The following is a 22,746-nucleotide window of genomic DNA, read 5'->3' as shown; positions in this document are numbered from 1 at the left end:
AGTTCGTCTATCGGAACACACCGGGGCGTGGTGTATGAACTTTCCCCCGGAGGGAGGCTCAGACGACCTGGAGGCCGGCGGCAATCGCGACGGCCAGCGCCGCGAGCAACAGCGCCACGAGACCACCGTACTCCACGAGACGACTCGCGTTCACACCTGCAGAGTCGACCGGTCGGGACTTGACGCTTTCGCCGCGAGCCACAACGGTTTCGTCGGTGCCGTCGGTGGAATCGGGTATGGACGACGCGCTCCGAGTCCGTCTCGACGGGATCGTCGGTATGCTCGGCCTGCTCCTGGCCGCGTTTCTCGTACGTCCGGTGTTGCCGCCCGGGGTGTCGGCGCTGATCGGCATCGTGGTCGCGGTCGTGACGGTCGTCCTGATGCTGTTCGGGGTGGAGAACACGCTGGGCGGGTGAACGACCAGAGTAGGTGGCTGGGGAGTGCAGCCCTGCGCTCCCGGATGGGAGTGGGCCAATCCGGATTTGAACCGGAGGCCTCCCGGTTATCAGCCGAGCGCTCAACCTGACTGAGCTATTGGCCCAGGTGAGCGCATCCGTCCGTAGTGGGAGACACCCTTTAAGCGTTTCCGTTCGGCAGGACGACGCCGTCGTGCGGTTACCGCTCTGGCGCGTCCGGCTCGGCGTCGGCCGGCGTGTCGACGACCGCGTCCGGCACCGTCAGCTCCACGACCGTCCCGCGAGGGTCGTTGTCACGGAACGTCACCTCCCCGTCGAGCGTGTCCGTCACCCACGCCACCACCCACAGCCCGAAGCCGTCGACGTGTTCGGCGTCGTCGATCTCCGTGCCCCCAGTCACGACCCGGCGGTCGACCGGGGGGAGCCCCGGGCCGTCGTCGGCGACGGTGAACCGGACGGTGTCGCCGACGCGAGTCGCCGTCACCCGCACGCTCGGCTCGTCGTAGTCGGCGTGCTCTACTGCGTTGTCGACGAGGTGGGCCAGCGCCACCTCCAACAACCGGTCGGCCCGGATCGCCAGCTCCGCCGGCGCCGTCACGGTCACCGACGGCTCCCGGTCCGGGTTGTTCTCCCGGGCGGTCGCAACCGCCTCCGTCAGCAGCGTCCGAGCGTCCAACACCGTCTCCGTCGACTCACCCAGCGTCTCCTGGGCGATCTCCACCTCGCCGGACAGCTCCAACAGGTCGTCGACGACCGCGCGAATCCGGTCGGCGTGGTCGTGGGCCGACGGCGGCGCGGCCGCACGCAGTCGTTCCAGGTGCCCCAACACGACGTTCATGTCGTTGCGGAGGTTGTGTCGCAACAGTCGGCTGACGACCCGGATGCGTCGTTCCCGGCGGCGACGGTCCCGCACGTCCCTGACGATTGCGAGCAACGCCTCTCGATCCCCCAGCGTCGTCGGGGAGCCGGACACCTCCGTCGGCACCGTCTCCCCGTCGGCGGTAGTCGCAGACAGCTCGTCTGCGACGTAGCCGTCCTCGGCGACGACCCGTTCGGCGAACGTCGCCAGCGCCGTCTCGTCGTAGACGGCCGTCGGCGACAGCCCGCGCAGCGTCTCCCGGTCGTAGCCGAACAGCCGCGCGGCCGTCTGGTTGCACTCCAACACCGTCTCCCGGCCGGAACGGTCCAAGAACAGGATTCCGTCGTTCGTGTTGCGGAACGCCTCCTCCAGCTGGTCGCGCACCCGGTCTAGTTCCGCCGACATCGCCCGGTGTTCCGTCAGGTCGTGGAAGTCGAGCTGGACCGCCCCCTCGCCCGCGAACTCCGCCGGACCGGCGGCGACGGCCGCCAGCCGCTCGTCCCCGTCTCGGGTGAGACACGCGAGTTCCTCGAGCCGGGTCGGCTCGCCCGTCTCCACGACCGTCCGGAGGCGACGTTGGAGGCGGCGCACCTCACCGTCCGCGACGAGCGTCGTCGCGTCGACGCCCGCGAGTGTCTCTGCCTCGAAGTACGCCTCCGCCGCCGGGTTCGCCTCCCGGACGGCGCCGTCACGGACGACCACGACCGGGGACAACGACTCCGAGACGAGTCGTTCGTGCCGCTGCCGTTGGTCGGAGAGCCGGTCCGACAGTGCCTCGCGGTCGCGGGTGACGGTCAGGCCGTAGTACACCGCCCCGGCGGTGAGCACGTTGACGGCCGTCTCCACGAACTCGCCGCCGGCCGTCCCCGGAATCGTCCCGGTCTCGACGACCGCCAGCAGTTCGAGAGCCTGTGCGCCGATCATCACGACCGGGACCGCGACGAGGAGCAACAGCCACCGCTGGCCGACCGCGCGGACGACCGGGACGGAGCCGACGACGGAGACGGACAGCGCGATCAGCGGAGCGACGACGAACACGTAGAAAGCGAGTGGATCGGGTTGCATCGTCTGACCCCGCCGACGGCGGACGGTCGGAGAGGGTGGCCACACCGTCTTGAATCTGCTGGCGAACGCGCCGTGTCACCCACAGCTCGCGTAAATTCGATTTTCTTTTCGTGTAATTACATTGGGTGACCTGCCTCGCAGTGTGAGTCAGACGTTTGTGGGGGGAACACGAACCGTCGCCCGATGTCGGGGCCACGGGTGTTACACGTCGACGACGACCGGGAGTTTCTGGAGTTGACCGCGGAGATGCTGTCGACCGTGGCCGATATCGAGACGCTGCCGGAGCCCGATCCGACGGCGGTGCCGGAACGGGTCGGCGACGCGACGGACGTCGACCTCGTTCTCTGTGACCACGAGATGCCCGGGTGGACCGGGCTGGACGTGTTGGAGGCCGTGCGGGACGAACATCCGGAACTGCCGTTCGTGTTGTACACCGGGGAGGGCGACGAGTCGGTCGCGGCGGACGTGACCGCGCTCGAGGCGACGGACTACGTCCGGAAGGGGCGGGGACGCGACCACTTCGAGCAGTTGGCCGAGCGCATCCGACGGGCCGTCGCGGACGCGGGGTCGGGCGGCTCGGCGGCGTTGGTGGACAACGCACCGTTCCCCGTGGTCGCCGGCTGGCTCCCCGCGGACGGCGGGCTGACGGTGTTGGACGCCAACCCGGCGTTCGCCGAGCGGTTCGACACGGACCGCGACCAGCTCCGGGGCGGCCGACTGCCGGGGTTCCCGGAGTCCGTCGCCGTCGACGCCGCCACCGTCTCTCGGCCGGGACTCCGGACGGCGGCCGCGGCCGGCGAGGCGACGACCCACGACGTGGAGGTGGCCGGCGACGGGGAGTCGGCCCCGTTCCACCTCGCCGTCGTCCCCGGCGGCGACGACCGGGCCACGGGGTCCGATCCGTTCGTCTGGGGGGTGTACGTGGACGTGTCCGGTCACGTCGCCGACCGCGACCGGGTGACCGCGCTCCACGACGCCGGGCTGGAGCTCGCGGCCGCCGGGACGCCCGCGGCCGTCCACGAGGCGACCGTCTCGGCCGCCGAGACGGTGCTGTCGTTCGACCGTTGTGTCGTCTACCACGGGCGTGACGGAGTGTTGGAGCCGGTCGCGGTCGCCGGCGCCGAGCTGTCGGCGGTCGACCCCCGGCCGGCCGACGCCGGGGTCGCCGGGCGGAGCTACCGCGACCGGGAGGCGGTCCGGGTGGCCGACGCCCGCCGACACCCGGACGCCACCGCCACGGACGGCGGTCGGTCGATCGTGTCCGTCCCGGTCGGGCGGTGGGGGGTGCTCCACTTCGTGGCCGACACCACCGAACGGTTCTCGCAGTTCGACCGCGACCTGGCGTACACGCTGGGCGCTCGGGCGGCCGCCGCACTGGACCGGGTGGCCCGCGAACAGGCCACTCGGACGTACCAACACCGTCTGGCCGATCTCCACGACGCCACCCGGGAGTTCATGGAGGCCGGCTCCGTCTCGACGGCCGCGACGTACGTCGTCGACGTGGCTGTCGACCTGTTGTCGCCCGGGGGGTGTGCCGTCCACCGCCACGACCCGGAGGACGGTCGGCTCCGTGTCCTCTCGGAGCGCAGCCAGACGGACGACCTCGCGGTCCTCGCCCGCGACCCCGGCGAGGGGGCTGTCGGCCGCGCGTTCGCCCGCCAGGAGCCGGTCCACGTCACTGTCGAGACGGACGACGGGGCGGTTCCGGAGGACGCGGCTGTCGACAGCGACCGGCGGGCGCGGGTAGCCACGCCGGACGGCGTCGCCGCCGCAGTGGCGTACCCGCTCGGCGACCACGGCGTCCTGACGCTGTACGACGGGGACCCGGCGGCGTTCGACGACCGCGACAGCCACCTCGGTCGGGTGCTCGCCGCCAACGCCGAGGCCGTGCTCGACAGACTCGTCGGCGAGCGGGCGCTGCGTCGCCGCGAGGCGCAGTTGGAGCGACAGAACGAACGGCTCGAACGGTTCGCGAGTCTCGTCAGCCACGACCTCCGGTCGCCGTTGGAGGTGGTGCGCGGCAACGTGGAGCTGGCCCGGATCGACGACGACCCGGACCGGCTAGACGACGCACTGACGGCGCTGGATCGCGCCGACGAACTCATCGAGGACATGCTGACGTTCGCTCGTCAGGGTGAACACGTCACGGAGGTCACTCCGGTCGGGCTCGCCCGCGTCGCCGAGGCCGCCTGGCCGGCCGCCCGGACGGAGACGGACGCCGAGACCACCGGGACGTTGGAGTGTGAGTCGGACGGTCGGGTCCGGGCCGACGAGAGCCGGCTCCGACAGCTGTTGGAGAATCTGTTTCGGAACGCGCTCGAACACAACCAGGGCTCGGTCGTCGTCCGGGTGGCCGCCACCGACGACGGGTTCGCCGTCGCCGACGACGGCGCGGGCCTGCCGTCGCTGTCGCCGACGGAGCTCTTCGACCCCGGGACGACGACGAGCGAGGACGGTACCGGGTTCGGACTGTCGATCGTCCGGGAGATCGCGGACGCACACGGCTGGACGATCTCCGTCGGCGAGTCCAGAGAGGGCGGCGCCCGCTTCGAGTTCGTCACCGACCCGACGGCGTGAGCCACGGGAGCGACGGTGTCGGCGTCGTCGACAACAGCCCGCAGCGACGGTGTCGGCGTCGACAACAGCCCGCAGGAGCGACGCCGTTACCGCCGTCGACAACAGCCCGCAGGAGCGACGCCGTTACCGCCGTCGACAACAGCCCACGGCGACGCCCGCCCCGACGGTCCGTCCGTCCTCTCGCCCGACGAGTCACAGGGCGTCACCAGCGGTCACCGACCTACTACGCCGGCCTCTCGGTCGTCGCCGTCTCAGTCGTCGCCGTCTCCGTCGTCGCCGCGACGGCGTCCGGCCAGCGCCGCCAGCCCACCACCGACGGCGGCGACGGCCGTCGAGACGACGCCCAGTCCCGGCGCCGTCGTCTCGGTCGTGGCTCGGGTCGTCGTCTCTGCCGGAGTCGCGGACTCGGTCGTCCCCGTCGGTGTCGGGGTCGTGGTCGGGGTGGGTGTCGCCGTCGCCAGCGACGGCTCCGTGTCGGCGTGAGCGCCGAACAGGTTGCCGTCGCCGAACGCGGTCGTCGTCGGGTCCGCCTCGTCTGTGGCGGCCGTCTCCGGGTCCGTCACGCCGGTCGTGCCCAGGGTGAGGTCCGATCCCAGCGCCGCCGCGACGGCGTTCAGCCGCTCTGTGGCGTCCGTCGAGGCGGCAGAGCCGAACAACACCACCGCGCCGCCGGCGTCGCGGAACGACCGGATCGCCGACAGCTCCGCCGAGCCGAACTTCCTCGCCGGCGGCGTCACCAGCAACGCCTGTCCCCGCACCAACAGGCCGGTGTCGTAGTCGTTGACCTGCTCGACTCCCAGGTCGACGCCCTCGAGGTACCGTTGGAACGCGCTCGCACCCTCCAGAGCGGTGCCGGCGTCGGCGGAGAACTGGCCGTGGCCGCCGTCCCACAGCACGTCACCCTCGAGATCCGACAGCGCCGTCAGGAGGTTCGCCACGAACGGCTCGTTCCCGAAGCCGTCGAACTCCTCGACGTAGTCGTCGCCGACGAGCGTCCCCCCGACGGCCGCCAGCCGGCTGTCCGGGTCGACGGCCACCAACGGTGCCCCCGGCTGGGAGGCCGTCTCCGCGGCCCGCACGGGCACGCGCTCGTCCGCGAGGTCGCCGCCGAACCGGCCGACGGACACCGCCTGCGGGAACACGAGCCGAGACACCGGCTCGTCGCGCAGCGGCCGGGTGTCGTCCGGATCGCTCTCGCCCCAGACGCCGCGGTCGTCCGCGCGGGCCGCCAGCTCCGTCTGCAGCAGTTCGTCGTGACGCGACAGTCCGGAGTCGTACACCCGGGCGTAGCCGGCCGACAACACCTCTCGCGACCACAGCGTGTCCCGCGAGCCGGAGCCGTCGCGGTCGTAGTGGGCGTACGCCAACAGCCGGCCGAACGGGTCCTCGATCCCCTCGTTCTCGTCGAAGGTGAGTGTCACCGTCTCGCCCGCGAGCTCCGACTTGGCGAACGACGACGCCTTCTCGCCCCACGAGGAGAGGTACGGGTATTCACCGTCGACCTCCTCGCCTTCGGCCTCGTCGCCCAGCCCCTCCCACTCGTGGGGGTCCTCGGCGTCGGCCGCGGCCGGCACCTCCGGCGTGTCCACGCCCAGGACGCGTACCTCCTCCGGCCCGCCCTCGGCGTCCGGGAACGACACGGTGAACGTGTCGCCGTCGGCCACGTCCGTGATCTCGGCGGTGTACTCCGTGTCGAACTGGAACTCGGGCCCGGTGGGCACCCCCTCCCGGGACTCGAACAACGCGGCCGGCCCGACGAAGTTCGTCGTCGCCGGCTGGAAGAAGCTCCCCGCGTTCGTCTCGTCGTCCACCACCTGGCAGTCGTCGAACCGGAACGGGAGCGACAGCGCCGCCGCCAGCGCGTTCATGTTGTCCGTCTCGTCGAAGTTCTGGTAGTCCGACTGGCTGTGGAGGATCACCGCGCCGCCGTCGTCCCGGAACGACTGGATCGCCGACAGCTCCGCGTCGTCGAACGCCCGCGACGGGGACGTGACGACCAGCGCGTCCGCCCCACCCAGGTCCGCCGTCATATCCGTCGTCGACTCGACGGTGTACCCCTGGTCTTCGGCGTGGTCGAGGAACGTGCCGAACCGGTCTGCGTAGTAGTACTGCTCGTGGCCCTCGTCCCACAGGACCGTCCCCCCGCCGATCAGCTCGTCCCAGAGGTTCAACAGGAACTCGTCGTTACCGTACGCGAAGTCGGCGCTGTCCGTCACGAACGGCGCGCCGAGCCCGGCGACCCCGTCGGCGACGGCCGCGAGCGCCGGCGCCGCCGAGACGCCGTCGTACGGAGTGGCGTCGCCGTTGCCGTCCTCGTCGGTCACCTCTGCCGTCTCCGCGGCACGGACGACGACGCTGTCGTCGCTCGCCAGCGGCTCTCCGTCCGCGTTCAGCAGGCTACACGTCGAGTCGAAGTACAGTTGTGAGATCGTGGCCGTCTGCTCGGCCGGTCGGTGCCCCTCACCGTTCGTCGCAGTCGCGAACCCCGCGGCCGCCGTCGTTCCGACGACGCCAGAGAGGAACTGTCTGCGTTGCATCGACAAACATCGTCTGAGCGACTTCACACATAGTTCGGTCGATACCGACGCGACGATCGTCGCGGGCGTCGGGGTCGGGCCGTCGGCTGCCACGCGCCACACACGTCCGTTCCGCTTCCGTCATCGTGAACAGGCGGGCACTCCAGTGGGGTGTATGGCTAGTCGACTGCTCGGTGTCTGGCGACGGGTGTTGTCGCTGTCGTGGCCCGTCATGACCGAGCAGACGTTCCGGACGGCGATGCGGACGACCGACGTGATCGTCACCGCGCAGTTCTCGCCGGCCGCGGTCGTCGCGATCGGCCTCGCGGACCTGTACGCCCGGTTCCCGCTCCGGATCGGGCTCGGGCTCGGAGGCGGCGCGATCGCCCTGTCGAGTCAGGACACCGGTGCCGACGCCGTCGCCAACCGCGACGAGGCCGTCACCCAGGCGCTGCTGATGGGGATCGTCGCCGGTCTGCCGTTCGTGCTCGTCGGTGGCCTGTTCGGCCGGGAGCTGATCGGCGTCTTGGGCGCCGCCGAACGAACCGCCACACTCGGCGGGACGTACCTGGCGATCATCTTCGCCACCGCGCCGGCGCGTCACGTCGCGCTCGTCGGCGCTCGGTCGCTCCAGGGCACCGGCGACACCCGCACCCCGATGTACGTCAACGTCGCCTCGAACGCCGTCAACATCGTCGGCTCCGTCGTATTCGGACTCGGTCTGTTCGGCGCACCCGAGCTCGGGGTTCTCGGTGTCGGACTGGCGACGGCCGCCGGCAACCTCCTCACCGCCGGCGCGCTGCTGGCGGCGATGTGGACGGACCGGACGAACGCCTCGCTCGTCCGGCCGCGCGACCTCGTGATCGCCCGCCAGCTCGTCCGGGTGTCGACCCCACGCGTGCTGGAGGGGTTCGCCGCCACCGCCGCGGAGTTCCCGTTCAACGCGCTCCTCTTGAGCTTCGGGACGCCCGTCAACGCCGGCTTCCAGATCGGTCGCCGGATGTACCAACAGGTCACCGGTCCGCTCTCGCGCGGGTACAACGTCGCCGGCTCCGTCGTCGTCGGTCAGGCGCTGGGTGACGGCGACGCCGACCGTGCGCTGTACGAGGGGTACGCCGCCACCGGGCTCGGGCTCGCCACCGTCGGCGCCGTCGGCCTCGGGCTCGTCGCCTTCGCCGACCGGTTCGTCGCCCTGTTCGCCCAGGGCTCGCCCGCCGCCGTCCCGTACGCCGTCGCCTTCGCCCAGGTGTACGGGCTCACCGCCGTGTTTCTCGTCGGCTACGTCGTCCTCTCGGGGGCGCTCCAGGGCGCAAGCGAGACCCGTATCCCGCTCGTCGCCCGCCTCTCCGGCGTGTTCGGCGTACTACTCGGCGGGACGTACCTCCTGGGCGTCGTGTTCGAACTCGGCCCCGTCGGCGCCTACTGGGCCGTCGGCCTCCACTACGTCTGGATGGCCGCCGTCGCCTTCCTCGGCTTCCGGTACACGAACTGGGCCGACCGCGCCGCCGACATGATGGACGAGCGTGGGAGTGGAGCCGGTGGGGACTGAAGCGGGCGGAGACTGAAGCGGGCGGGGACTGAAACGAGTCACTGACTGCCGTCGAGACCGTGGCGGAACAGGGTGACTGCGCCGTACGCCGTCAGAACGACGCCGCAGGCGGTGACACCCAAGAAGATCGCAAGTGAGCCGACAACCGGCCTTTGACAACCTTGCATATAAAAATCGAGTGTGAGATCTCGCCGCCACGTGACTCGGTTGTAGCCCCATCCCTGGCAGACCTCGTTGTAAATAGGGGGGTTCGTGAGGGCCGCTCGCAGGCTGAACAGACCCGTCAGGAGAGCGGTAACAGCTAATTTCCGTTGCCACTCCGGAATGGTCATCGGTTCATCCCCGGGAGTCCGTGTCTGAACAAGATCACCGCGCCGTACAGCGTCATGATCGCGCCGCAGACTACCATAGTCTGATATATTACAACTGCATGCTCGGCGTAGGTCATGCTACACTGCTGATAAAAGTCCAGTGTTAGGCCACGGGTCCAAGTGACTGGCTCACTCTCAGACAGACAGCCACCGTGTAGCACGCCTGCTGGAGGATTCGAAAGTGCCGCCCGGAGCGCGAACACGCCGACGATCAGCGAGACGACTGCAAACTGTTTGATGCGCCTACTCATGTGGACTGCCACCTATCCAAATTTTAAATTGTCTATATTAGACATCTTGTACGCTGGTGTAGATATACTCACCGGCCGTATAGGACTCTCATTCCCCGAGACCCCATCATTTGTACAAGATTTCTCTCCAGTTTTATCTCCTTTTGCACCTACGTGCATTCCAGTAATGAGTACACCATCCATCTCCGTTGTAACGTAGTGTGGTCCGCCAGAGTCCCCTTTAGCACCTTCCGCCCCAGTTCTTATACCCTCGCCATTTATTGACGGGCAGCCAGATGTGAAGTCTGCATTAAGACGCTTAATCCGTCCGCTGTTCCTGCCCGTAGATACGCCCATCTTGCGCACTGGCGTCTCTCCTGACATATAAATCTGGAGTCCATCCAGGGTGGCGTGGCCGACGATACTGCCGTCTGCCCACGACTCACCGACGACACGGTTCTGAATTGTCATGGTCGGGTCGTACGGCTTCACCAGGGCGTAGTCTAACTCTTCGTTGTACCGTTCGACCTGACCGATGTAGTCGTTAGCGTCGTCTTGGTACAGTCGCTTGTCCCAGTTCCCGTCACACTGTGATTTGTCCGGCAGGAACATGTGATTCGCAACCAGGGCGTACTGTGTCGAGCCCTTCGTGACCGGACAACACATCGTGGCAGTCGAATCGAGGGTGTTGTCGCCGTCCTGAATCGCGCGGGTCTCGACACCACCCACGATTCCGTCGTAGTCCCCCATGTTGTTACAGAACTGGAGTTCGATCTCGTTGTCCGTCCGGTCGACGGCGTTCGTGTTGACAGCGACTCCCTCAGCGGAGTCCGGCAGACTGAGACTGCTGGCAGCGCCTCGCTGCACGTCGACCTCGACCGTGTTCTTCCAGAGGCGTCCGATCTTCGAGTCACCGCGCCCGATTGCCACGTCCACCACCGCGTCGTTCGCTGCGTACCGTCGGCTCAGGTTTGACTTGACACGGCGGGCCGCCTTCGCGTGTTCGTACCACCGCCGCGGGACCGTCTCCCTCGCAACCGGCTCAGACCCCGACCGCCCAGTGACCACTGTCACCTTCTTGTCGGCCGAAGCCACTGGGACAGTTCCGACGCCGAGAACACCGATGCCGAGACTCTTGAGTGCAGACCGCCGGGTCGAGCGTGTTATATCTCCGTGTATTGAATCCGAGTTTGTATAAGTTTCTGTTTCGCTGCTGTTAGCTGTTTGTCTAGACATCGTTACAGGCCCGACGCAACCACGACAGCGCCTCTGGCGGACTACGGCCCCCCCAGCCACGCACCCACCCGGTCGGGGGTGTCAGGAGCAACACAACGATGTGTTTGGCAGCGAGGGCTGTGTCTCTCACGTCGCCGACTACCGCGACTCCAGATGTACTGTGGTCAAGAGCTGACTCCGAGGTGGTGGTTCGGGCTTCCGGTACACGAACTGGGCCGACCGCGCCGCCGACATGATGGACGAGCGTGGGAGTGGGGCCGGTGGGGACTGAAGCGGGCGGGGACTGAAGCGGGCGGGGACTGAAGCGGGCGGGGACTGAAGGGAGTCACTGACTGCCGTCGAGGCCGTGGCGGAACAGGGTGACTGCGCCGTACGCCGTCAGAACGACGCCGCAGGCGGTGACGAGCGAGAAGACGACAAGTGCGCCGTCGGCATAGCCGTAACACTCCTGATCGTAGAAGTCGAGTGTGAGATCGGCTCGCCACGTGACTGGATTGTAGTGCCACCCCTGACAGCCCGCCTGGAGTACCGGCCCCGGAGGGTGTGTCAGCGCCGCTCGCAGGCTGAGCAGACCCGTCGTGAGAGCGACAATCGCCAACTTCCGTCGCCACTCTGGAACGGTCATCGATTCATCCCTGGGAGTCCGTGTCTGAACAGCATCACAGCGCCGTACAGGGTCATAATCGCGCCGCAGGTGGTCGTGACGTACTTCACCGCGTAGAGGTGGCGGGCGAACAACGCTCCACAGCCGCCGGCGTAGTCGAACGTGAGGTCGGCGGTCCAGACGACGGTCAGCGAGCCAGTCGTCTCCGTACAGTACCGTATCGAAAACACCGCGTACGGCGGGCCCAGTAACGCCGCCCGCAGCGAGAACAGCCCCACGATCAGCGAGACGACTGCGAACTGCTTGATTCGTCGCCGCTCTGGGGAACTCACACTGTCCTCCACGCGGGTCCGTGCTGGAACGGGACCACAACGACGTACAGAGAGTCGTACATTAGCAGTCGTGAACGGAGCTCCGACCCAGCTACAGCCCCAGCCACGCACCCGTCCGGTCGGGATCGCCGAACAGCCCGGCCCACGATCCGATCAGCGCAGTCGAGACCGCCAGCGCCAGCCCGGACCACGCGCCGGCGACAGGATCGGATCGCGTGAGCGTTCCGACACCGGCGGTGGCGACCGGGAGCGTCAGGAGCAACGCGAGGCTCTGTTTGGCCGCGAGGGTGGTGTCTCTCACGTCGCCGAGTACCACGGGCCAGCTTAAATCTACTGTGGTCACGGCTGACTCTGGCGTGGCCGCGGCTGTCGCGCCCGTCGAGAGCCGGGGACAACGTTAGGAGGCCGTGGTGTCACAACCTGTTGTGAATCAGTCGACACTCCGGTACGCCGGGGGGCTCCAGGCGGTGGGTACAGTCGCCTCCACGCTCCCGTTCGAGGTCCTACGGTTCGGCGACCCGCTGGTCATCGGGCTCCTCGTGGCCGCCGGTGCGGTCGTCGTCGCGGGCTCCGTGGAGTCGGTCGCGGTCGGGTCGTTCGAACTGTCGTGGCGCGGGTGGTACGCCGTCGGTATGTGCCTGCTGACCGGTGGTGTCGTCGCCACGGCACTCGGGGAACTCGGCTCGTCTGGGTCGTTGGGTGGTGCCGAGGAGTCGCTTCTCGTCGTCGCGCAGTTGGCTATCGCCTCGTCCGTCGTCGTCCACGCTTGGCTCGTCGTTCGCCGGCCGGAGACACTCGATCTGACCGAGAACGTCGACAGAGTGGTCCGGCTCTCGCAGTCGGCCAGTCGGAAGGACGCGTGAGACGGCCACCAACGTCTTCGGCCGCGCGCTCCCGGAGTACGTACGCGTGACCGACACCGTCTGGGCCGTCCGGCACGGAGAGCGGAGAGACAGCGTCACCGACGACTGGGAGGCGGTGGCGGAGCGAGTCCACGACCCGCCGTTGACGGAGTTGGGACGGTGGGCCGCGTGGCGGGTCGGTCGGCGGTTCGCGGAGTCGTCGGTCGGCTTCGACGCGGTGTACGCCTCTCCGTTCACCCGGACGGTCGAGACCGCGGCGGAGATCTGCCGGGAGATCGACGCGACGTTCCGGCTCGAACCTGGGCTGGGTGAACACCGCAACGCGGACTGGTTCGACGCCGAACCGGAGACACTCCCTCGTGAGGAGCTGGCCGCGCGGTTCGACACCCTCCAACTCGACCACGAGCCGCTCGTCACGCCGTCGTTTCCGGAGAGCCACGCCGAGGCGTCCGCTCGCGTGGGCGAGACCACGCGCCGGATCGTCGCGCGGGAGGCGGGCCCCGTCCTGTTGGTGGGTCACGGCCTGACGATCGGTGGCGTCGTTGACGGACTCGTCGGATCGACTGCGGGTGTCGAGGCCCCGTTGTGCGGACTCACCCGCGTCGAGCGCGACGCTACCGACGACCGTGGAGGGGGCGACGGCACTGACGGTGGGTGGCGACTCGACTCCTCCGGAGACACCAGCCACCTCTGAGCCGACGGCGAATCGGCGGACAGAGCCGGACACTCTTCCCGTCGTCGGGGGAACACGAGCGGTGTGCGACGCTCACGACGTGCGGTGCTCGACGCCACGGTCGCCGTCTCGCTGGCCGGCTGTGTGACCACCCCCGACGGATCGACAGACGGCTCCAGTCCCAGTGAGACCGTCGACGGGCCGTTGGCACCCGCAGGCGTCCAGTTCGCGTTCGCGGGTGTCGACGCCCGTGGGAGTCGCGTGCTCGACGGTGTCGGAGACGTCGCGACGGGAGCGGAGACACAGATTCCGACACGGGGGACACCACGTTGGCTCGTCGGCCACCCGGCGGTGGGCAGGAGCCCGACGGCGTCGGTCTGGACCGTCGTCGCCGAGAACGGCCGGGCGCGGACACACCACGTCGGCGACGGGGTGAGGCTGGTGGCCGAGCACGGACGGGTCCACACGCCGCCGGTCGGGTGGCGGGCGAGTGACCGGGACGCCCAGGCGGACGCGGTGGCCCGGACCGACACCGACGTGAGAGACGGATCGGTCGGTGTCGTCACTCCACCCCCGGCGCTCGCGCCACACACTCACCCCGTCCCGACGCGGCGTGGGTGGCTCTTCGTCGCCGGTGACGGCAGACTCGTCCACCGACACGACGCCGGCAGAGTGTCGTTCGACATCGACGCGCCGCCGGACGCCAGACCCGTCCCGGTCGGCGGGGGTCGGTACGCGGTGTACGGCGGCGCGACCGGCAGGTACCGACACGGCGCGCTCGGCGACTCGGTGGAGGCGTCCCGACTCCTCGTCGTCGACACCGCCGCCGAGCAGGTCGTCGTCGATCACTCCCTGGAGCGGTCGGTGTTCGAGGGGTTCGCGCCGCTTCCGGTCGAGATCGGGGGTGTGTCGGGACTCCTGACGACTGTCGCAGACGCTCGGGAGGGGGCGCGGCTCCGGCTGTACGACACGGACGGCGATCCGCGGGCGACCGGTCCGGTGTACGGCTCCGGGTGGCGACACCGCCTCTGTGTCGCCGACTTCGGTGCCGGCCGAGAGGTGGCCGTCCTCCGGAAGCCGCACGTCGACCGGACGGTGGAGTTCTACCGGTTCGACGACGGGGAACTCCGGGTCACGGCGCGCCGCGCCGGCTACTCGACACACACCTACGACTCGCGGGTGCTCGACGGCGCACTCGCGGGAGACCTCGACGCCGACGGGACCGTCGAACTACTCCTCCCACGGACGAGTCGGGAACGACTCGACGCCATCCGTCGGAGCGGTGACGACAGCACGCGTGCCGTCTGGTCGCTCCCGCTCGGGGGGCGGCTGACGACGAACGTCGCGGGCGTGTCGACCGGCGAAGGGGTCGCGGTCGCCGCTGGGACGGCCGACGGCGTACGGGTGTGGCACGGGCCGGGCTGAGCGGGGCGTGTCTCGTGGTCGCTCTCGCCGGGGAGTTTTTGTCACTCACCCCCGTACACTGTACTCGTGAACGCCCGGACGAGTGCGCTCGACTCGGTCGTGTTCGGTGTCGACGTACAGAGCGGGGACGTTCGGGGGGACAGCCCCTCGTACGCACTCGTCGAGTTCGACGGCGAGGAGCTGCACCGGGACGTGGTGAGCCACCGGAAGCTCCGGCGTCGGATCGACGAGGTGGAGCCGGCCCTGGTCGGCACGGACAACATGTACGAGTTGGCCGCAGACAAGGACGCGCTCGTCCGGCTGTTGCGGTCCCTGCCGGGAGAGACCTCGCTCGTCCAGGTGACGGGGGCCGAGCGGCCGGAGCCGTTGTCCCGGGTGGCGGCTCGCCACAGCGTCCCGTACGGCAAGAAACCGATGAAGGAAGCGGAGGCGGCCGCGCGGCTGGCGGCCGCCAACGTCGGCTACGAGGTGTCGGCGTTCGCCGACACGACGGAGGTGAAGGTGTCGCGGGGCCGCTCTACCGGCTCCGGCGGCTGGAGTCAGGACCGCTACACCAGACGCATCCACGGCAACGTCAAGAAACGCACTCGGGAGGTGGAGTCGATGTTGGACGACGCCGGGCTGGCGTACGAGCGGGACGTGACGGAGAAGTACGGCGGCTTCCAGAACGCCGTGTTCATCGTCGAGGCGCCGCCTCACGAGCTCCCGGTCTCTCGGGAGCGCGTGGGCGACACCCGGATCGAGATCGAACGCGAGCGGACGGACGGGATCGAGTTCGAGCCGCTGGTGAAGCGCCGCGACCACGTCCTGGTCGGGATCGACCCCGGGACGACCACCGCCGTCGCGGTCGTGGACTTGGACGGCGAGGTGTTGGACGTCCACTCCACCCGGACGGCCGACACCGCGGACGTGATCGAGTGGCTCGTGGAGCGTGGTCGGCCGGTGATCGTCGCCGCCGACGTGACACCGATTCCGGAGACGGTCGAACAGTTCCGGCGGTCGTTCGACGCCGCCGGCTGGACGCCGCCGACGGACCTCCCGGTGGACGAGAAGCTCCACCGCACCCGCGAGTACTCGTACGAAAACGACCACGAACGAGACGCGCTCGCGGCGGCGCTGTACGCCTTGGACGACCACGAAGACCAGTTCGAGCGCATCACCCGGAAGGTGCCCGCCGGGGTCGACCGCGAGACGGTGATCGCTCGGGTCGTCTCCGGCGAGGAGTCCGTCGAGGCAGTCCTGCGCGACCTCGGCGGCGACGAGGAGCCGAGCGAAGACGACGACGGCCACGAGGAGCCGGAGCTGTCCGAAGAGGAGCGCCGCATCCGGGAGTTGGAGACCCAGGTGGAACGGCTCCAAGACCACACGGACGACCTGAAAGAACAGCTCGAACAGAAGGACGAGCGAATCGAGGAGTTGGAGTCGGAGCTGACGGACGCTCGCCGCGAGGAGCGCCGCGAGGCGCGCCGCGACCGCGAGGTGACCCGGCTCCGCCGGGAGAACGACCGGCTGGAGCGCCAGCGCGACGAGGCGAGAGAGGAACTGTCGGCGATGGAAGACAAGCTCGCCCGGCTGAAGACGCTGTGGAAGCTGGACCACGACGACTTCACCGACGTGGCGGAGGGACGCAATCTCGTCCCGGTGAAGGTGGTCGAACAGTTCACGAAAGACGCCATCCGCGAAGCCGACGAGCAGTACGGGCTCGCGTCCGGCGACGTGGTGTACCTGCGTGACGCCTCCGGCGCGGGTCGGGCGACCGCAGAACAGCTCGTCGCCACGGACCCCCGAGTCGTCCTGCGGTCGGGCAACACCTCCGACGCCGCAGACGAGGTGTTGTTCGACAACGACGTGCCCGTCGGTCCGGCCGCCGACGTGGCGATGCAGGAGGTGGACGACCTCGCCGTCGCCCGCGAGAGCGACGTGGAGCAGGTGATCGACGACTGGGAGGACCGCGCCCGCGAACGGGAACGGCGCCGTACGGCGGAGATGGTCGACGAGATCATCTCCGAACACCGGGCGGAGTCCGGCTAGTCCTCCAACAGCCCCATCTCCTCGGCGACGAGATCTGCGAGCTGGTCGGCCAGCGCCGGATCCACCTCGGCGCGCGTCTCACCGCCGTGGAGCCGTTCGTTGTGCCGCGTCACGGTCGTCTCCACTTCCGACAGCGGCACCGCCGTCTCCGTTCCGCAGGCGTCACAGACGACCGGTACCTCCGGATCTGACTCTGTCTGGTCTGGCACGAGTCGTCGTTCGACCGACCGCGTAAAATACGGGTCGGTTCGACATCGTCACCAGTCCAGTCGGCGTTACCGCCTCACTCCCCGGGCTCGATCCCGAGTTCGTCGTCGGTCGGGACACCAGCGGGGTCTTCCGGCGGGACGCCGTCGCCGTCGTCGGCGAGCTCGAACTCCCGACGGAGGTCCTGGATGCGGTCGCGGATGTCCGCGGCGAGTTCGAACTCCAGGTTCGCCGACGCCTCGTCCATCTTCTCCTCTAACGCCTGGATGCGGGCCTGTGCCGCCTCGGCGTCCGCGACGTCACCGTCCGTCGTGTCGCTCGTGTCCGTCTCGGCGCCCGGGAGGTTCGTCTCGCCGACCTCCTTCTGGATGGTCTGGGGCTCGTAGCCGTGTTCCTCGTTGTACTCCCGTTGGATCTCGCGGCGGCGCCGCGTCTCCTCGATGGCCGACCGCATCGCGTCCGTCCGCTCGTCCGCGTAGAGGACCACCTCACCCTCGACGTTCCGGGCGGCCCGCCCCATCGTCTGGACGAGCGTGGTGTCCGAGCGCAGGAACCCCTCTTGATCGGCGTCTAGAATCGCCACCAGACTCACCTCCGGGATGTCCAGCCCCTCCCGGAGGAGATTGATCCCGACGAGGACGTCGATGTCGCCGAGCCGGAGCGACCTGATCAGTTCGTGACGCTCCAGCGTGTCCGTCTCGTCGTGCATGTACGCCACGCTGTAGCCCGCCTCCTCGACGTACTCCGTCAGGTCCTCGGCCATCCGCTTGGTGAGCGTGGTGACGAGCACCCGTTCGTCGCGGTCGACACGCTCGTCGATCCGGTCCAACAGGTCGTCCACCTGGCCCTCGGCGGGAGTCACGGACACCGCCGGGTCGACGAGGTGGGTCGGTCGGACGATCTGTTCGACCACCTGCGCGGAGTTGTCGCGCTCGTAGTCGCCGGGCGTCGCGGAGACGTACAGTGTCTGGCCCGTCTTCTCCTCGAACTCCTCGAACGTGAGCGGACGGTTGTCGTACGCCGTCGGCAGCCGGAACCCGTTGTTCACCAGCGAGTCCTTCCTGGACTTGTCCCCCTCGAACTGGCCTTTGATCTGGGGAATCGTCTGGTGTGACTCGTCGATCACCGTCAGGAAGTCGTCCGGGAAGTAGTCCAACAGCGTGTGCGGCGCGTCGCCCGGCTCGCGGTCCGAGAGGTGGACGGAGTAGTTCTCGATCCCCGAGCAGTAGCCGGTCTCCTCCATCATCTCCAGGTCGAACGTCGTCCGTTCCTCGATTCGCTGGGCGGCGACGAGGTCTCCCTCCCGCTCGAAGTGGTTCACCCGTCGCTCCATCAGCTCCTCGATCTCCGAGACGGCCGTCTCCATCTTCTCGCCCGGGATCGAGTAGTGTTCCGCCGGGTGGATCATCACCGTCGGCTCCCGGCTCACGACGGAGCCGTCGACGGGGTCCACCTTCGTCATCCGGTCGATCTCGTCGCCCCAGAACTCCACCCGGACGGGGTGACGGCCGTACATCGGGAACACCTCCACGGTGTCTCCCCGCACCCGGAAGGTGCCTTGGTGGAAGTCCACGTCGTTGCGCTCGTAGTTGAGGTCGACCAGCCGCGACAGCAGTTCGTCGCGTCCGACGGCCTCGCCCACGTCCAGTTCCAGCGCCATCTCGCGGTAGTTGCCCGGGTCACCGAGCCCGTAGATCGCGGAGACGCTGGCGACGACGATCACGTCGTCACGGGTCAACAACGACCGCGTGGCGGAGTGGCGCAGCCGGTCGATCTCGTCGTTTATCGACAGCTCCTTGTCGATGTACGTGTCCGTCTGCTCGACGTACGCCTCCGGCTGGTAGTAGTTGTAGTAGGAGACGAAGTACTCGACGGCGTTGTTGGGGAACAGCTCTCGGAACTCCTCGTACAGCTGTGCGGCCAGCGTCTTGTTGTGGGCGATCACCAGCGTCGGCTTCTGGATCTCCTCGACCAGCCACGACACCGTGTTCGTCTTGCCGGAGCCGGTCACCCCCAGCAGCGTCTGTTCGTCCATCCCCTCCCGGAAGCCGTCGGCCAACTGCGCGATCGCCTCCGGCTGGTCTCCGGCGGGGTCGAAAGGTGCGTCCACCTCGAAGTCGCGGTCCACCTCCGGACGGTCCGGCGACAGTGGGCCCTCGGCGTCACTCATCGGAGTCGGCTACGAGCGCGAACGGCTTCAGGGGTTCGGCGCTCGGCCGGGTTCGGGTTCGTCGGACTCCACCCCCGCACTACCCTCTCCTCACCCGTCACGGGCGTCCGGCCAGGTCGCCAGCCGGTCCTCGACGAGCGAGCAGACGACCCAGACGAGCCGCGTCGGGGCCGTCGACAGCGCCGTCGACTGCACCCTGTCGAACGCTGTCGTCGCTTCCACCCACCGCGAGACGCCCGGGCCCTCGTCTGTCACACGCGACTGTCGCGCCTCCAGCAGTACAAATCTACGTCGAACGCAGACTACTGCGTTGCCTGCGGTCCGACGGCGTTTTGCCCGCCGCCGTCCGACCACAGTTCGTGACACGACGGGTGCCGGAGTTCGCGTTGTTGACGGGGGTGTTCCTCGGCCTGTCGTTCGGTGGGTTCGCGCTGTGGGCGACCGGCGACGTCCACCAGTCCGTGCTCGTCGTGGTCGTGTTCGCGTACCCGTTCGCGGGCTACGCCGTCCGCGTGGACGACGACCCGACGGGCGTGCTCGTCCCGTGGGCCGTCGGCGGGGTCGCCGTTCTCGTCGGTGGGGTCGTCGCCGTCGACGTGTTGCTCCAGGCCCGGGACACCGTGCCGGCGGCACTCACGCGCGGGGTGTTCCTCGGCGGGGTCGTCGCCGTCCCGCCGACCGCCTACGCCGTCGGCTACGACGAGACGCTCGGCCCGCCGGCGCGACCGACACTCGCGGCCGCCGGACTGCTCGGGGTCGGACTGCCCACGGTCGGCGCGCTCGCGGGGTCGCTGTACGGCGGCGCCGCCGGCCCCCTGCTGGCACTGCCGCTCGGGCTGTACGCCGGTCGCCGTGGAGTGCTCCCGGCGTACCGGTACCGCCTGTTGGCGGTCGCGGCCGGCCTCCTCGCCGGCGCCGGGCTCGTGACCGCCGGAGTCGTCGGCGCCGTCCCGAGGCTACCCGCGCTCGTCGGCGGCACCGCGGCGCTCGTCACGCCGGCGGTGTACACCGCACTCACCCGGCGCTTCACCCGTCGGTCGCGGTCGCCGTGGCGGCGTTAAGCCGCCTCCAACGACGCCAGCAACGAACACTTCCGGCACACCTCGTTGGCGGTCGTAGAGCCACACTCGACACACGGGGAGAGCGCCTCGTCCGTCTCGCTGTCCTCCCCTCGGTGTCGTTCGGCCGCGAGCGCGGCCAACTCCTCGTAGCCGGACATGATCGAGTGGCGCACGCCCGGGTGTCGTTCCTCGAACTCCAGGAGGAGGTCGCGGATCTCGCCACGGTACGCCTCGCTGGCGTGTGGACACTCCGTGATGTGGGCCGGGAGGTCGCGGACGTGGGCGTACAACGCCACCTCCTTCTCGGGCACGTCTCGCAGCGGCTTCGCCCGCGGGACGAACCGGTCGGTCGGGTTGCGCTCCGGGAACGGACCGAGCGAGGCGTCGAAGTGTTTCGCCATCTGACGCACGTCGCCCTCGAAGACGTTCATCAGCGCCGTCTGCGCCTCGTCGTCCAGGTTGTGCCCGGTGAGGAGCTTGTCGGCGTCGTGTTTCTCCGCGTACGCCTCCAACAGGTCGCGCCGGAACACACCACAGTAGGCGCACGGCGCCATGTTCTCCGGGTCGTCCTCGACGACGTCGTCCATGCGGACGCCGAACTCCTCGGCGTAGCCGACGGTCTCGTGGACGACGTCGAGATCGTCGGTCAGGCGTTCGGACGCGGTGAGCGACTCGTCGCGGTACCCCTCGATCCCCTCGTGGATCGACAGCGCCACGATCTCCACGCGCCGGTCCTGCTCGAACGTCTCCGCGAGGATCTGTGTGAGGACGACGCTGTCTTTCCCGCCGGAGAGGCCGATCACCCACCGCTCGGGATCCTCGGGGGTGGCGTCGTCCGGCAACAGACTGTCCTCGCGGACGCGCCGACGCACTCGCCGCTCGACGGACGCACAGAGGTGGTCGCCACAGAGGTGCGCCCCGGAGTAGGCGGCGTGGTGGACCGCGTCGCGGCCACACTTGTCACACTCCATCGCGTCGGCGTATCGGCCGCGGCCACCTCACGGTTTCGTCTCAGCCACCCAGCCGGCTCGTGTCGATCTCGACGCCGCTGGGGGAGACGATCAGGAACCCACGGAAGTGCGTGAGGCTGCCGTCCATCTCCGAGACGGCCGGCGCGATCTCCTGGGCGAGTTCGTTCAGGTCACCCTCGACGTCCAACACGAGCACGTTGCCGTACTCGACGTTTCGGACCCACTCCGCCGGGTCGGTCGTCCCGTCGAGCACCCCCAGCACTACGTCCCCGACGACCCCCTCGTCGGCCATCTCCGACTCGATGTCCGCGAGTCCGAGGTCTACCGTCGGCTCCTCGTCTCCGTCGCTCACGTCGGCGGGGACGGGAGGCGCCAACTAAAGCGTTGCCCGGCAGAGACGAGAGGCGCCGACAGAGACGTTTCTCGGGTGGTGCAGAGAACCGTCGACTGAACCGTCGCCCGGCGGACGGCTACTCCCGGTAGGCGAGCCGCACCTGCTCCCACTTCCCCTGTTGTTCGAGGTGGTTCTGGAGCGTCTCCGCGTACTCCTGTGTCAACTCCTCTGCGGCCGCGAGCCGGTCGTCGTCGACGCCGCCGCCGTCGCCGCCGCCGAGGATGGCGTCTTTGATCCCGGAGATGGCGTCCGAGAGGCCGCCGCCGCCGCCACCCTGGCTCCCGGGACCGCCGGGACCGGCGCCCATCCCCCCCATCCCCTCGGACATCTGCTCTAACTCCGGCATGACCTGCGGGAGCTTGTCCGTGTCGGCGACGATCCGGGCCGCCTCCGGGTCGTCTGCGGCCTCGATGTCGAACTCCGTCGCCGTCATGATCAGACCCCACTCCTGGTTGGTGAACTCGGAGCCGCGGACCCGCTCGTTGAACTGCTGGTCCACCTGCATCCGGTCGCCGACGATGGCGTCCGTCCAATCACTCATACCCGGAGAGACGTGAGCGGCGGGCTTGTGGGTTTCCCCTCTCGGCGCCGCTGCCGCTCAGACGACCTCCGTCGTGGCCGCGTACACCCCACCGAGGACGAGCCCGTAGACGGCGTGCCACAGCAACGACGGCGGTGCGAAGTTCGGGAACGGCGGCGACGCCGGTGACCCGATCGCCCACAGCCACAGCGGCATCACGAGCGCCGCGAACAGGACCCACGTCGCCACTCCCCACGCGACCCCGCCGGCGACGGTGCGCCCGAGCGAGTCTACGCCGGCCACGCCCGCCAGCCCGGCGAAGGCTACACCCAGCACCGCGCCGTGGGCGGCGTGGACGACCAGTCCCGCCGCGGGGTTCTGTGGCGGCGCCAGCGTGTACAGCGACGGAATCGCAACCGCGATCGTCGGCGTGTTCATCGTGACGACCAACGCGCCCATCACGAGCGCTCCGGCGACGCCTCCGAGGACGCCTGCCCGCCAGTTGCCCTGTGCTCCCAGTCCGTCCACAGTCCGTGTACCTGTCGACATCGTGTCTCGACGGTCGGGCGACCACGACACAACCCTGGGGGTGTCGTGTGTTCGCTACGGCGCTTCCCCGAAGATTTATACAATGGCTATCAATCGAAACCACCCTGTCGGCTCTGTGCGACGTGGA

22 protein-coding genes and 1 tRNA gene are annotated in these 22,746 nt (G+C 68.9%); 8 read left to right on the top strand and 15 right to left on the bottom strand.

Annotation, left to right across the window (positions count from 1 at the left end; all coding sequences use genetic code 11):
• The first annotated feature begins 236 nt into the window (after positions 1 to 236).
• On the top strand, positions 237 to 416 hold the full coding sequence (locus RYH79_RS01535; protein WP_370895543.1) for a hypothetical protein: 180 nt from the start codon (positions 237 to 239) through the stop codon (positions 414 to 416).
• Between the two features lie 51 nt (positions 417 to 467).
• Here RYH79_RS01535 and RYH79_RS01530 read toward each other — a convergent pair.
• Both RYH79_RS01530 and RYH79_RS01525 read right to left on the bottom strand, forming a co-directional pair.
• Positions 468 to 541 (bottom strand) — tRNA-Ile (locus RYH79_RS01530).
• A gap of 74 nt (positions 542 to 615) precedes the next feature.
• A complete protein-coding gene (locus tag RYH79_RS01525) occupies positions 616 to 2,340 on the bottom strand; it encodes a PAS domain-containing sensor histidine kinase (protein WP_370895541.1) in 1,725 nt (574 codons plus the stop codon).
• Between the two features lie 183 nt (positions 2,341 to 2,523).
• On the opposite strand from RYH79_RS01525, the gene RYH79_RS01520 reads away from it, so the two are divergent.
• A complete protein-coding gene (locus tag RYH79_RS01520; protein WP_370895539.1) occupies positions 2,524 to 4,917 on the top strand; it encodes a GAF domain-containing protein in 2,394 nt (797 codons plus the stop codon).
• A 251-nt stretch (positions 4,918 to 5,168) separates the two neighbouring features.
• Here RYH79_RS01520 and RYH79_RS01515 read toward each other — a convergent pair whose 3' ends face one another.
• A complete protein-coding gene (locus tag RYH79_RS01515; RefSeq protein ID WP_370895537.1) occupies positions 5,169 to 7,454 on the bottom strand; it encodes a thermonuclease family protein in 2,286 nt (761 codons plus the stop codon).
• Between the two features lie 154 nt (positions 7,455 to 7,608).
• On the opposite strand from RYH79_RS01515, the gene RYH79_RS01510 reads away from it, so the two are divergent.
• A complete protein-coding gene (locus RYH79_RS01510) occupies positions 7,609 to 8,982 on the top strand; it encodes an MATE family efflux transporter (RefSeq protein WP_370895535.1) in 1,374 nt (457 codons plus the stop codon).
• A 328-nt stretch (positions 8,983 to 9,310) separates the two neighbouring features.
• Here the strand turns inward: RYH79_RS01510 and RYH79_RS01505 are convergent, their stop codons facing one another.
• The 5 genes from RYH79_RS01505 to RYH79_RS01485 all read right to left on the bottom strand — a co-directional run bounded on the left by RYH79_RS01505 (position 9,311) and on the right by RYH79_RS01485 (position 12,056).
• On the bottom strand, positions 9,311 to 9,616 hold the full coding sequence (locus tag RYH79_RS01505; protein ID WP_370895533.1) for a hypothetical protein: 306 nt from the start codon (positions 9,614 to 9,616) through the stop codon (positions 9,311 to 9,313).
• On the bottom strand, positions 9,617 to 10,819 hold the full coding sequence (locus RYH79_RS01500) for a chymotrypsin family serine protease (protein ID WP_370895531.1): 1,203 nt from the start codon (positions 10,817 to 10,819) through the stop codon (positions 9,617 to 9,619).
• A 325-nt stretch (positions 10,820 to 11,144) separates the two neighbouring features.
• Entirely contained in the window at positions 11,145 to 11,444 is a 300-nt protein-coding gene (locus RYH79_RS01495; protein ID WP_370895529.1) for a hypothetical protein, read from the bottom strand.
• Positions 11,441 to 11,755, bottom strand: a complete 315-nt coding sequence (locus RYH79_RS01490) for a hypothetical protein (protein WP_370895527.1) — start codon at positions 11,753 to 11,755, stop codon at positions 11,441 to 11,443. Before RYH79_RS01490 ends, RYH79_RS01495 begins: the two co-directional genes overlap by 4 nt.
• Positions 11,756 to 11,846: 91 nt before the next feature.
• A complete protein-coding gene (locus tag RYH79_RS01485) occupies positions 11,847 to 12,056 on the bottom strand; it encodes a hypothetical protein (RefSeq protein WP_370895525.1) in 210 nt (69 codons plus the stop codon).
• Between the two features lie 124 nt (positions 12,057 to 12,180).
• On the opposite strand from RYH79_RS01485, the gene RYH79_RS01480 reads away from it, so the two are divergent.
• The 4 genes from RYH79_RS01480 (at position 12,181) to RYH79_RS01465 (ending at position 16,747) form a co-directional block, all read left to right on the top strand.
• The gene (locus RYH79_RS01480; RefSeq protein WP_370895523.1) at positions 12,181 to 12,618 is read left to right on the top strand and encodes a DUF7994 family protein; all 438 of its coding nucleotides are present in this window, start codon (positions 12,181 to 12,183) and stop codon (positions 12,616 to 12,618) included.
• Between the two features lie 46 nt (positions 12,619 to 12,664).
• Complete coding sequence (locus RYH79_RS01475; protein WP_370895521.1) at positions 12,665 to 13,312, top strand: histidine phosphatase family protein; 648 nt, start codon at positions 12,665 to 12,667, stop codon at positions 13,310 to 13,312.
• 63 nt (positions 13,313 to 13,375) lie between these two features.
• The gene (locus RYH79_RS01470; protein WP_370895519.1) at positions 13,376 to 14,716 is read left to right on the top strand and encodes a hypothetical protein; all 1,341 of its coding nucleotides are present in this window, start codon (positions 13,376 to 13,378) and stop codon (positions 14,714 to 14,716) included.
• Between the two features lie 66 nt (positions 14,717 to 14,782).
• Positions 14,783 to 16,747, top strand: a complete 1,965-nt coding sequence (locus RYH79_RS01465) for a DUF460 domain-containing protein (protein WP_370895517.1) — start codon at positions 14,783 to 14,785, stop codon at positions 16,745 to 16,747.
• Here the strand turns inward: RYH79_RS01465 and RYH79_RS01460 are convergent.
• The 3 genes from RYH79_RS01460 to RYH79_RS01450 all read right to left on the bottom strand — a co-directional run bounded on the left by RYH79_RS01460 (position 16,744) and on the right by RYH79_RS01450 (position 19,379).
• Complete coding sequence (locus RYH79_RS01460; RefSeq protein WP_370895515.1) at positions 16,744 to 16,956, bottom strand: DUF8149 family protein; 213 nt, start codon at positions 16,954 to 16,956, stop codon at positions 16,744 to 16,746. The two genes, RYH79_RS01465 and RYH79_RS01460, sit on opposite strands and share 4 nt — an antisense overlap.
• A gap of 74 nt (positions 16,957 to 17,030) precedes the next feature.
• Positions 17,031 to 19,124 carry an excinuclease ABC subunit UvrB gene (gene uvrB, locus RYH79_RS01455; RefSeq protein WP_370895513.1) on the bottom strand — a complete coding sequence of 698 codons (2,094 nt, stop codon included), beginning with the start codon at positions 19,122 to 19,124 and terminating at the stop codon, positions 17,031 to 17,033.
• 90 nt (positions 19,125 to 19,214) lie between these two features.
• Positions 19,215 to 19,379, bottom strand: a complete 165-nt coding sequence (locus RYH79_RS01450) for a hypothetical protein (RefSeq protein ID WP_370895511.1) — start codon at positions 19,377 to 19,379, stop codon at positions 19,215 to 19,217.
• A 104-nt stretch (positions 19,380 to 19,483) separates the two neighbouring features.
• Here RYH79_RS01450 and RYH79_RS01445 point away from each other — a divergent pair, with 104 nt between their 5' ends.
• The gene (locus tag RYH79_RS01445) at positions 19,484 to 20,185 is read left to right on the top strand and encodes a hypothetical protein (protein WP_370895510.1); all 702 of its coding nucleotides are present in this window, start codon (positions 19,484 to 19,486) and stop codon (positions 20,183 to 20,185) included.
• Here RYH79_RS01445 and ncsA read toward each other — a convergent pair.
• The 4 genes from ncsA to RYH79_RS01425 form a co-directional block, all read right to left on the bottom strand.
• Positions 20,182 to 21,156: a tRNA 2-thiolation protein NcsA gene (gene ncsA / locus RYH79_RS01440; RefSeq protein ID WP_370895508.1), complete on the bottom strand. Its 975-nt coding sequence runs from the start codon at positions 21,154 to 21,156 to the stop codon at positions 20,182 to 20,184. The genes RYH79_RS01445 and ncsA overlap by 4 nt on opposite strands.
• A gap of 40 nt (positions 21,157 to 21,196) precedes the next feature.
• A complete protein-coding gene (locus RYH79_RS01435) occupies positions 21,197 to 21,508 on the bottom strand; it encodes a DUF5779 family protein (RefSeq protein WP_370895506.1) in 312 nt (103 codons plus the stop codon).
• A 118-nt stretch (positions 21,509 to 21,626) separates the two neighbouring features.
• Complete coding sequence (locus RYH79_RS01430; protein WP_370895504.1) at positions 21,627 to 22,091, bottom strand: DUF5799 family protein; 465 nt, start codon at positions 22,089 to 22,091, stop codon at positions 21,627 to 21,629.
• Positions 22,092 to 22,148: 57 nt separating this feature from the next.
• Positions 22,149 to 22,619 (bottom strand): histidine kinase, encoded by a 471-nt coding sequence (locus RYH79_RS01425; protein WP_370895502.1) that lies wholly within the window; start codon positions 22,617 to 22,619, stop codon positions 22,149 to 22,151.
• Positions 22,620 to 22,746 lie beyond the last annotated feature (127 nt).

Source organism: Halobaculum sp. MBLA0143 (assembly GCF_041361465.1).
Classification (GTDB): domain Archaea; phylum Halobacteriota; class Halobacteria; order Halobacteriales; family Haloferacaceae; genus JAHENP01.
Note: the sequence above shows the minus strand (reverse complement) of the source record. Positions and strands in the feature narration are given on the sequence as shown.

Bases quoted from the DNA above. Each gene is read 5' to 3' on its own strand.
- RYH79_RS01520 (WP_370895539.1), top strand. From the start codon at position 2,524: ATGTCGGGGCCACGGGTGTTACACGTCGACGACGACCGGGAGTTTCTG.
- RYH79_RS01495 (WP_370895529.1), bottom strand. From the start codon at position 11,444: ATGACCGTTCCAGAGTGGCGACGGAAGTTGGCGATTGTCGCTCTCACG.
- RYH79_RS01510 (WP_370895535.1), top strand. From the start codon at position 7,609: ATGGCTAGTCGACTGCTCGGTGTCTGGCGACGGGTGTTGTCGCTGTCG.
- RYH79_RS01500 (WP_370895531.1), bottom strand. From the start codon at position 10,819: ATGTCTAGACAAACAGCTAACAGCAGCGAAACAGAAACTTATACAAAC.
- RYH79_RS01425 (WP_370895502.1), bottom strand. From the start codon at position 22,619: ATGTCGACAGGTACACGGACTGTGGACGGACTGGGAGCACAGGGCAAC.
- RYH79_RS01515 (WP_370895537.1), bottom strand. From the start codon at position 7,454: ATGCAACGCAGACAGTTCCTCTCTGGCGTCGTCGGAACGACGGCGGCC.
- RYH79_RS01430 (WP_370895504.1), bottom strand. From the start codon at position 22,091: ATGAGTGATTGGACGGACGCCATCGTCGGCGACCGGATGCAGGTGGAC.
- ncsA (WP_370895508.1), bottom strand. From the start codon at position 21,156: ATGGAGTGTGACAAGTGTGGCCGCGACGCGGTCCACCACGCCGCCTAC.
- RYH79_RS01535 (WP_370895543.1), top strand. From the start codon at position 237: ATGGACGACGCGCTCCGAGTCCGTCTCGACGGGATCGTCGGTATGCTC.
- uvrB (WP_370895513.1), bottom strand. From the start codon at position 19,124: ATGAGTGACGCCGAGGGCCCACTGTCGCCGGACCGTCCGGAGGTGGAC.
- RYH79_RS01525 (WP_370895541.1), bottom strand. From the start codon at position 2,340: ATGCAACCCGATCCACTCGCTTTCTACGTGTTCGTCGTCGCTCCGCTG.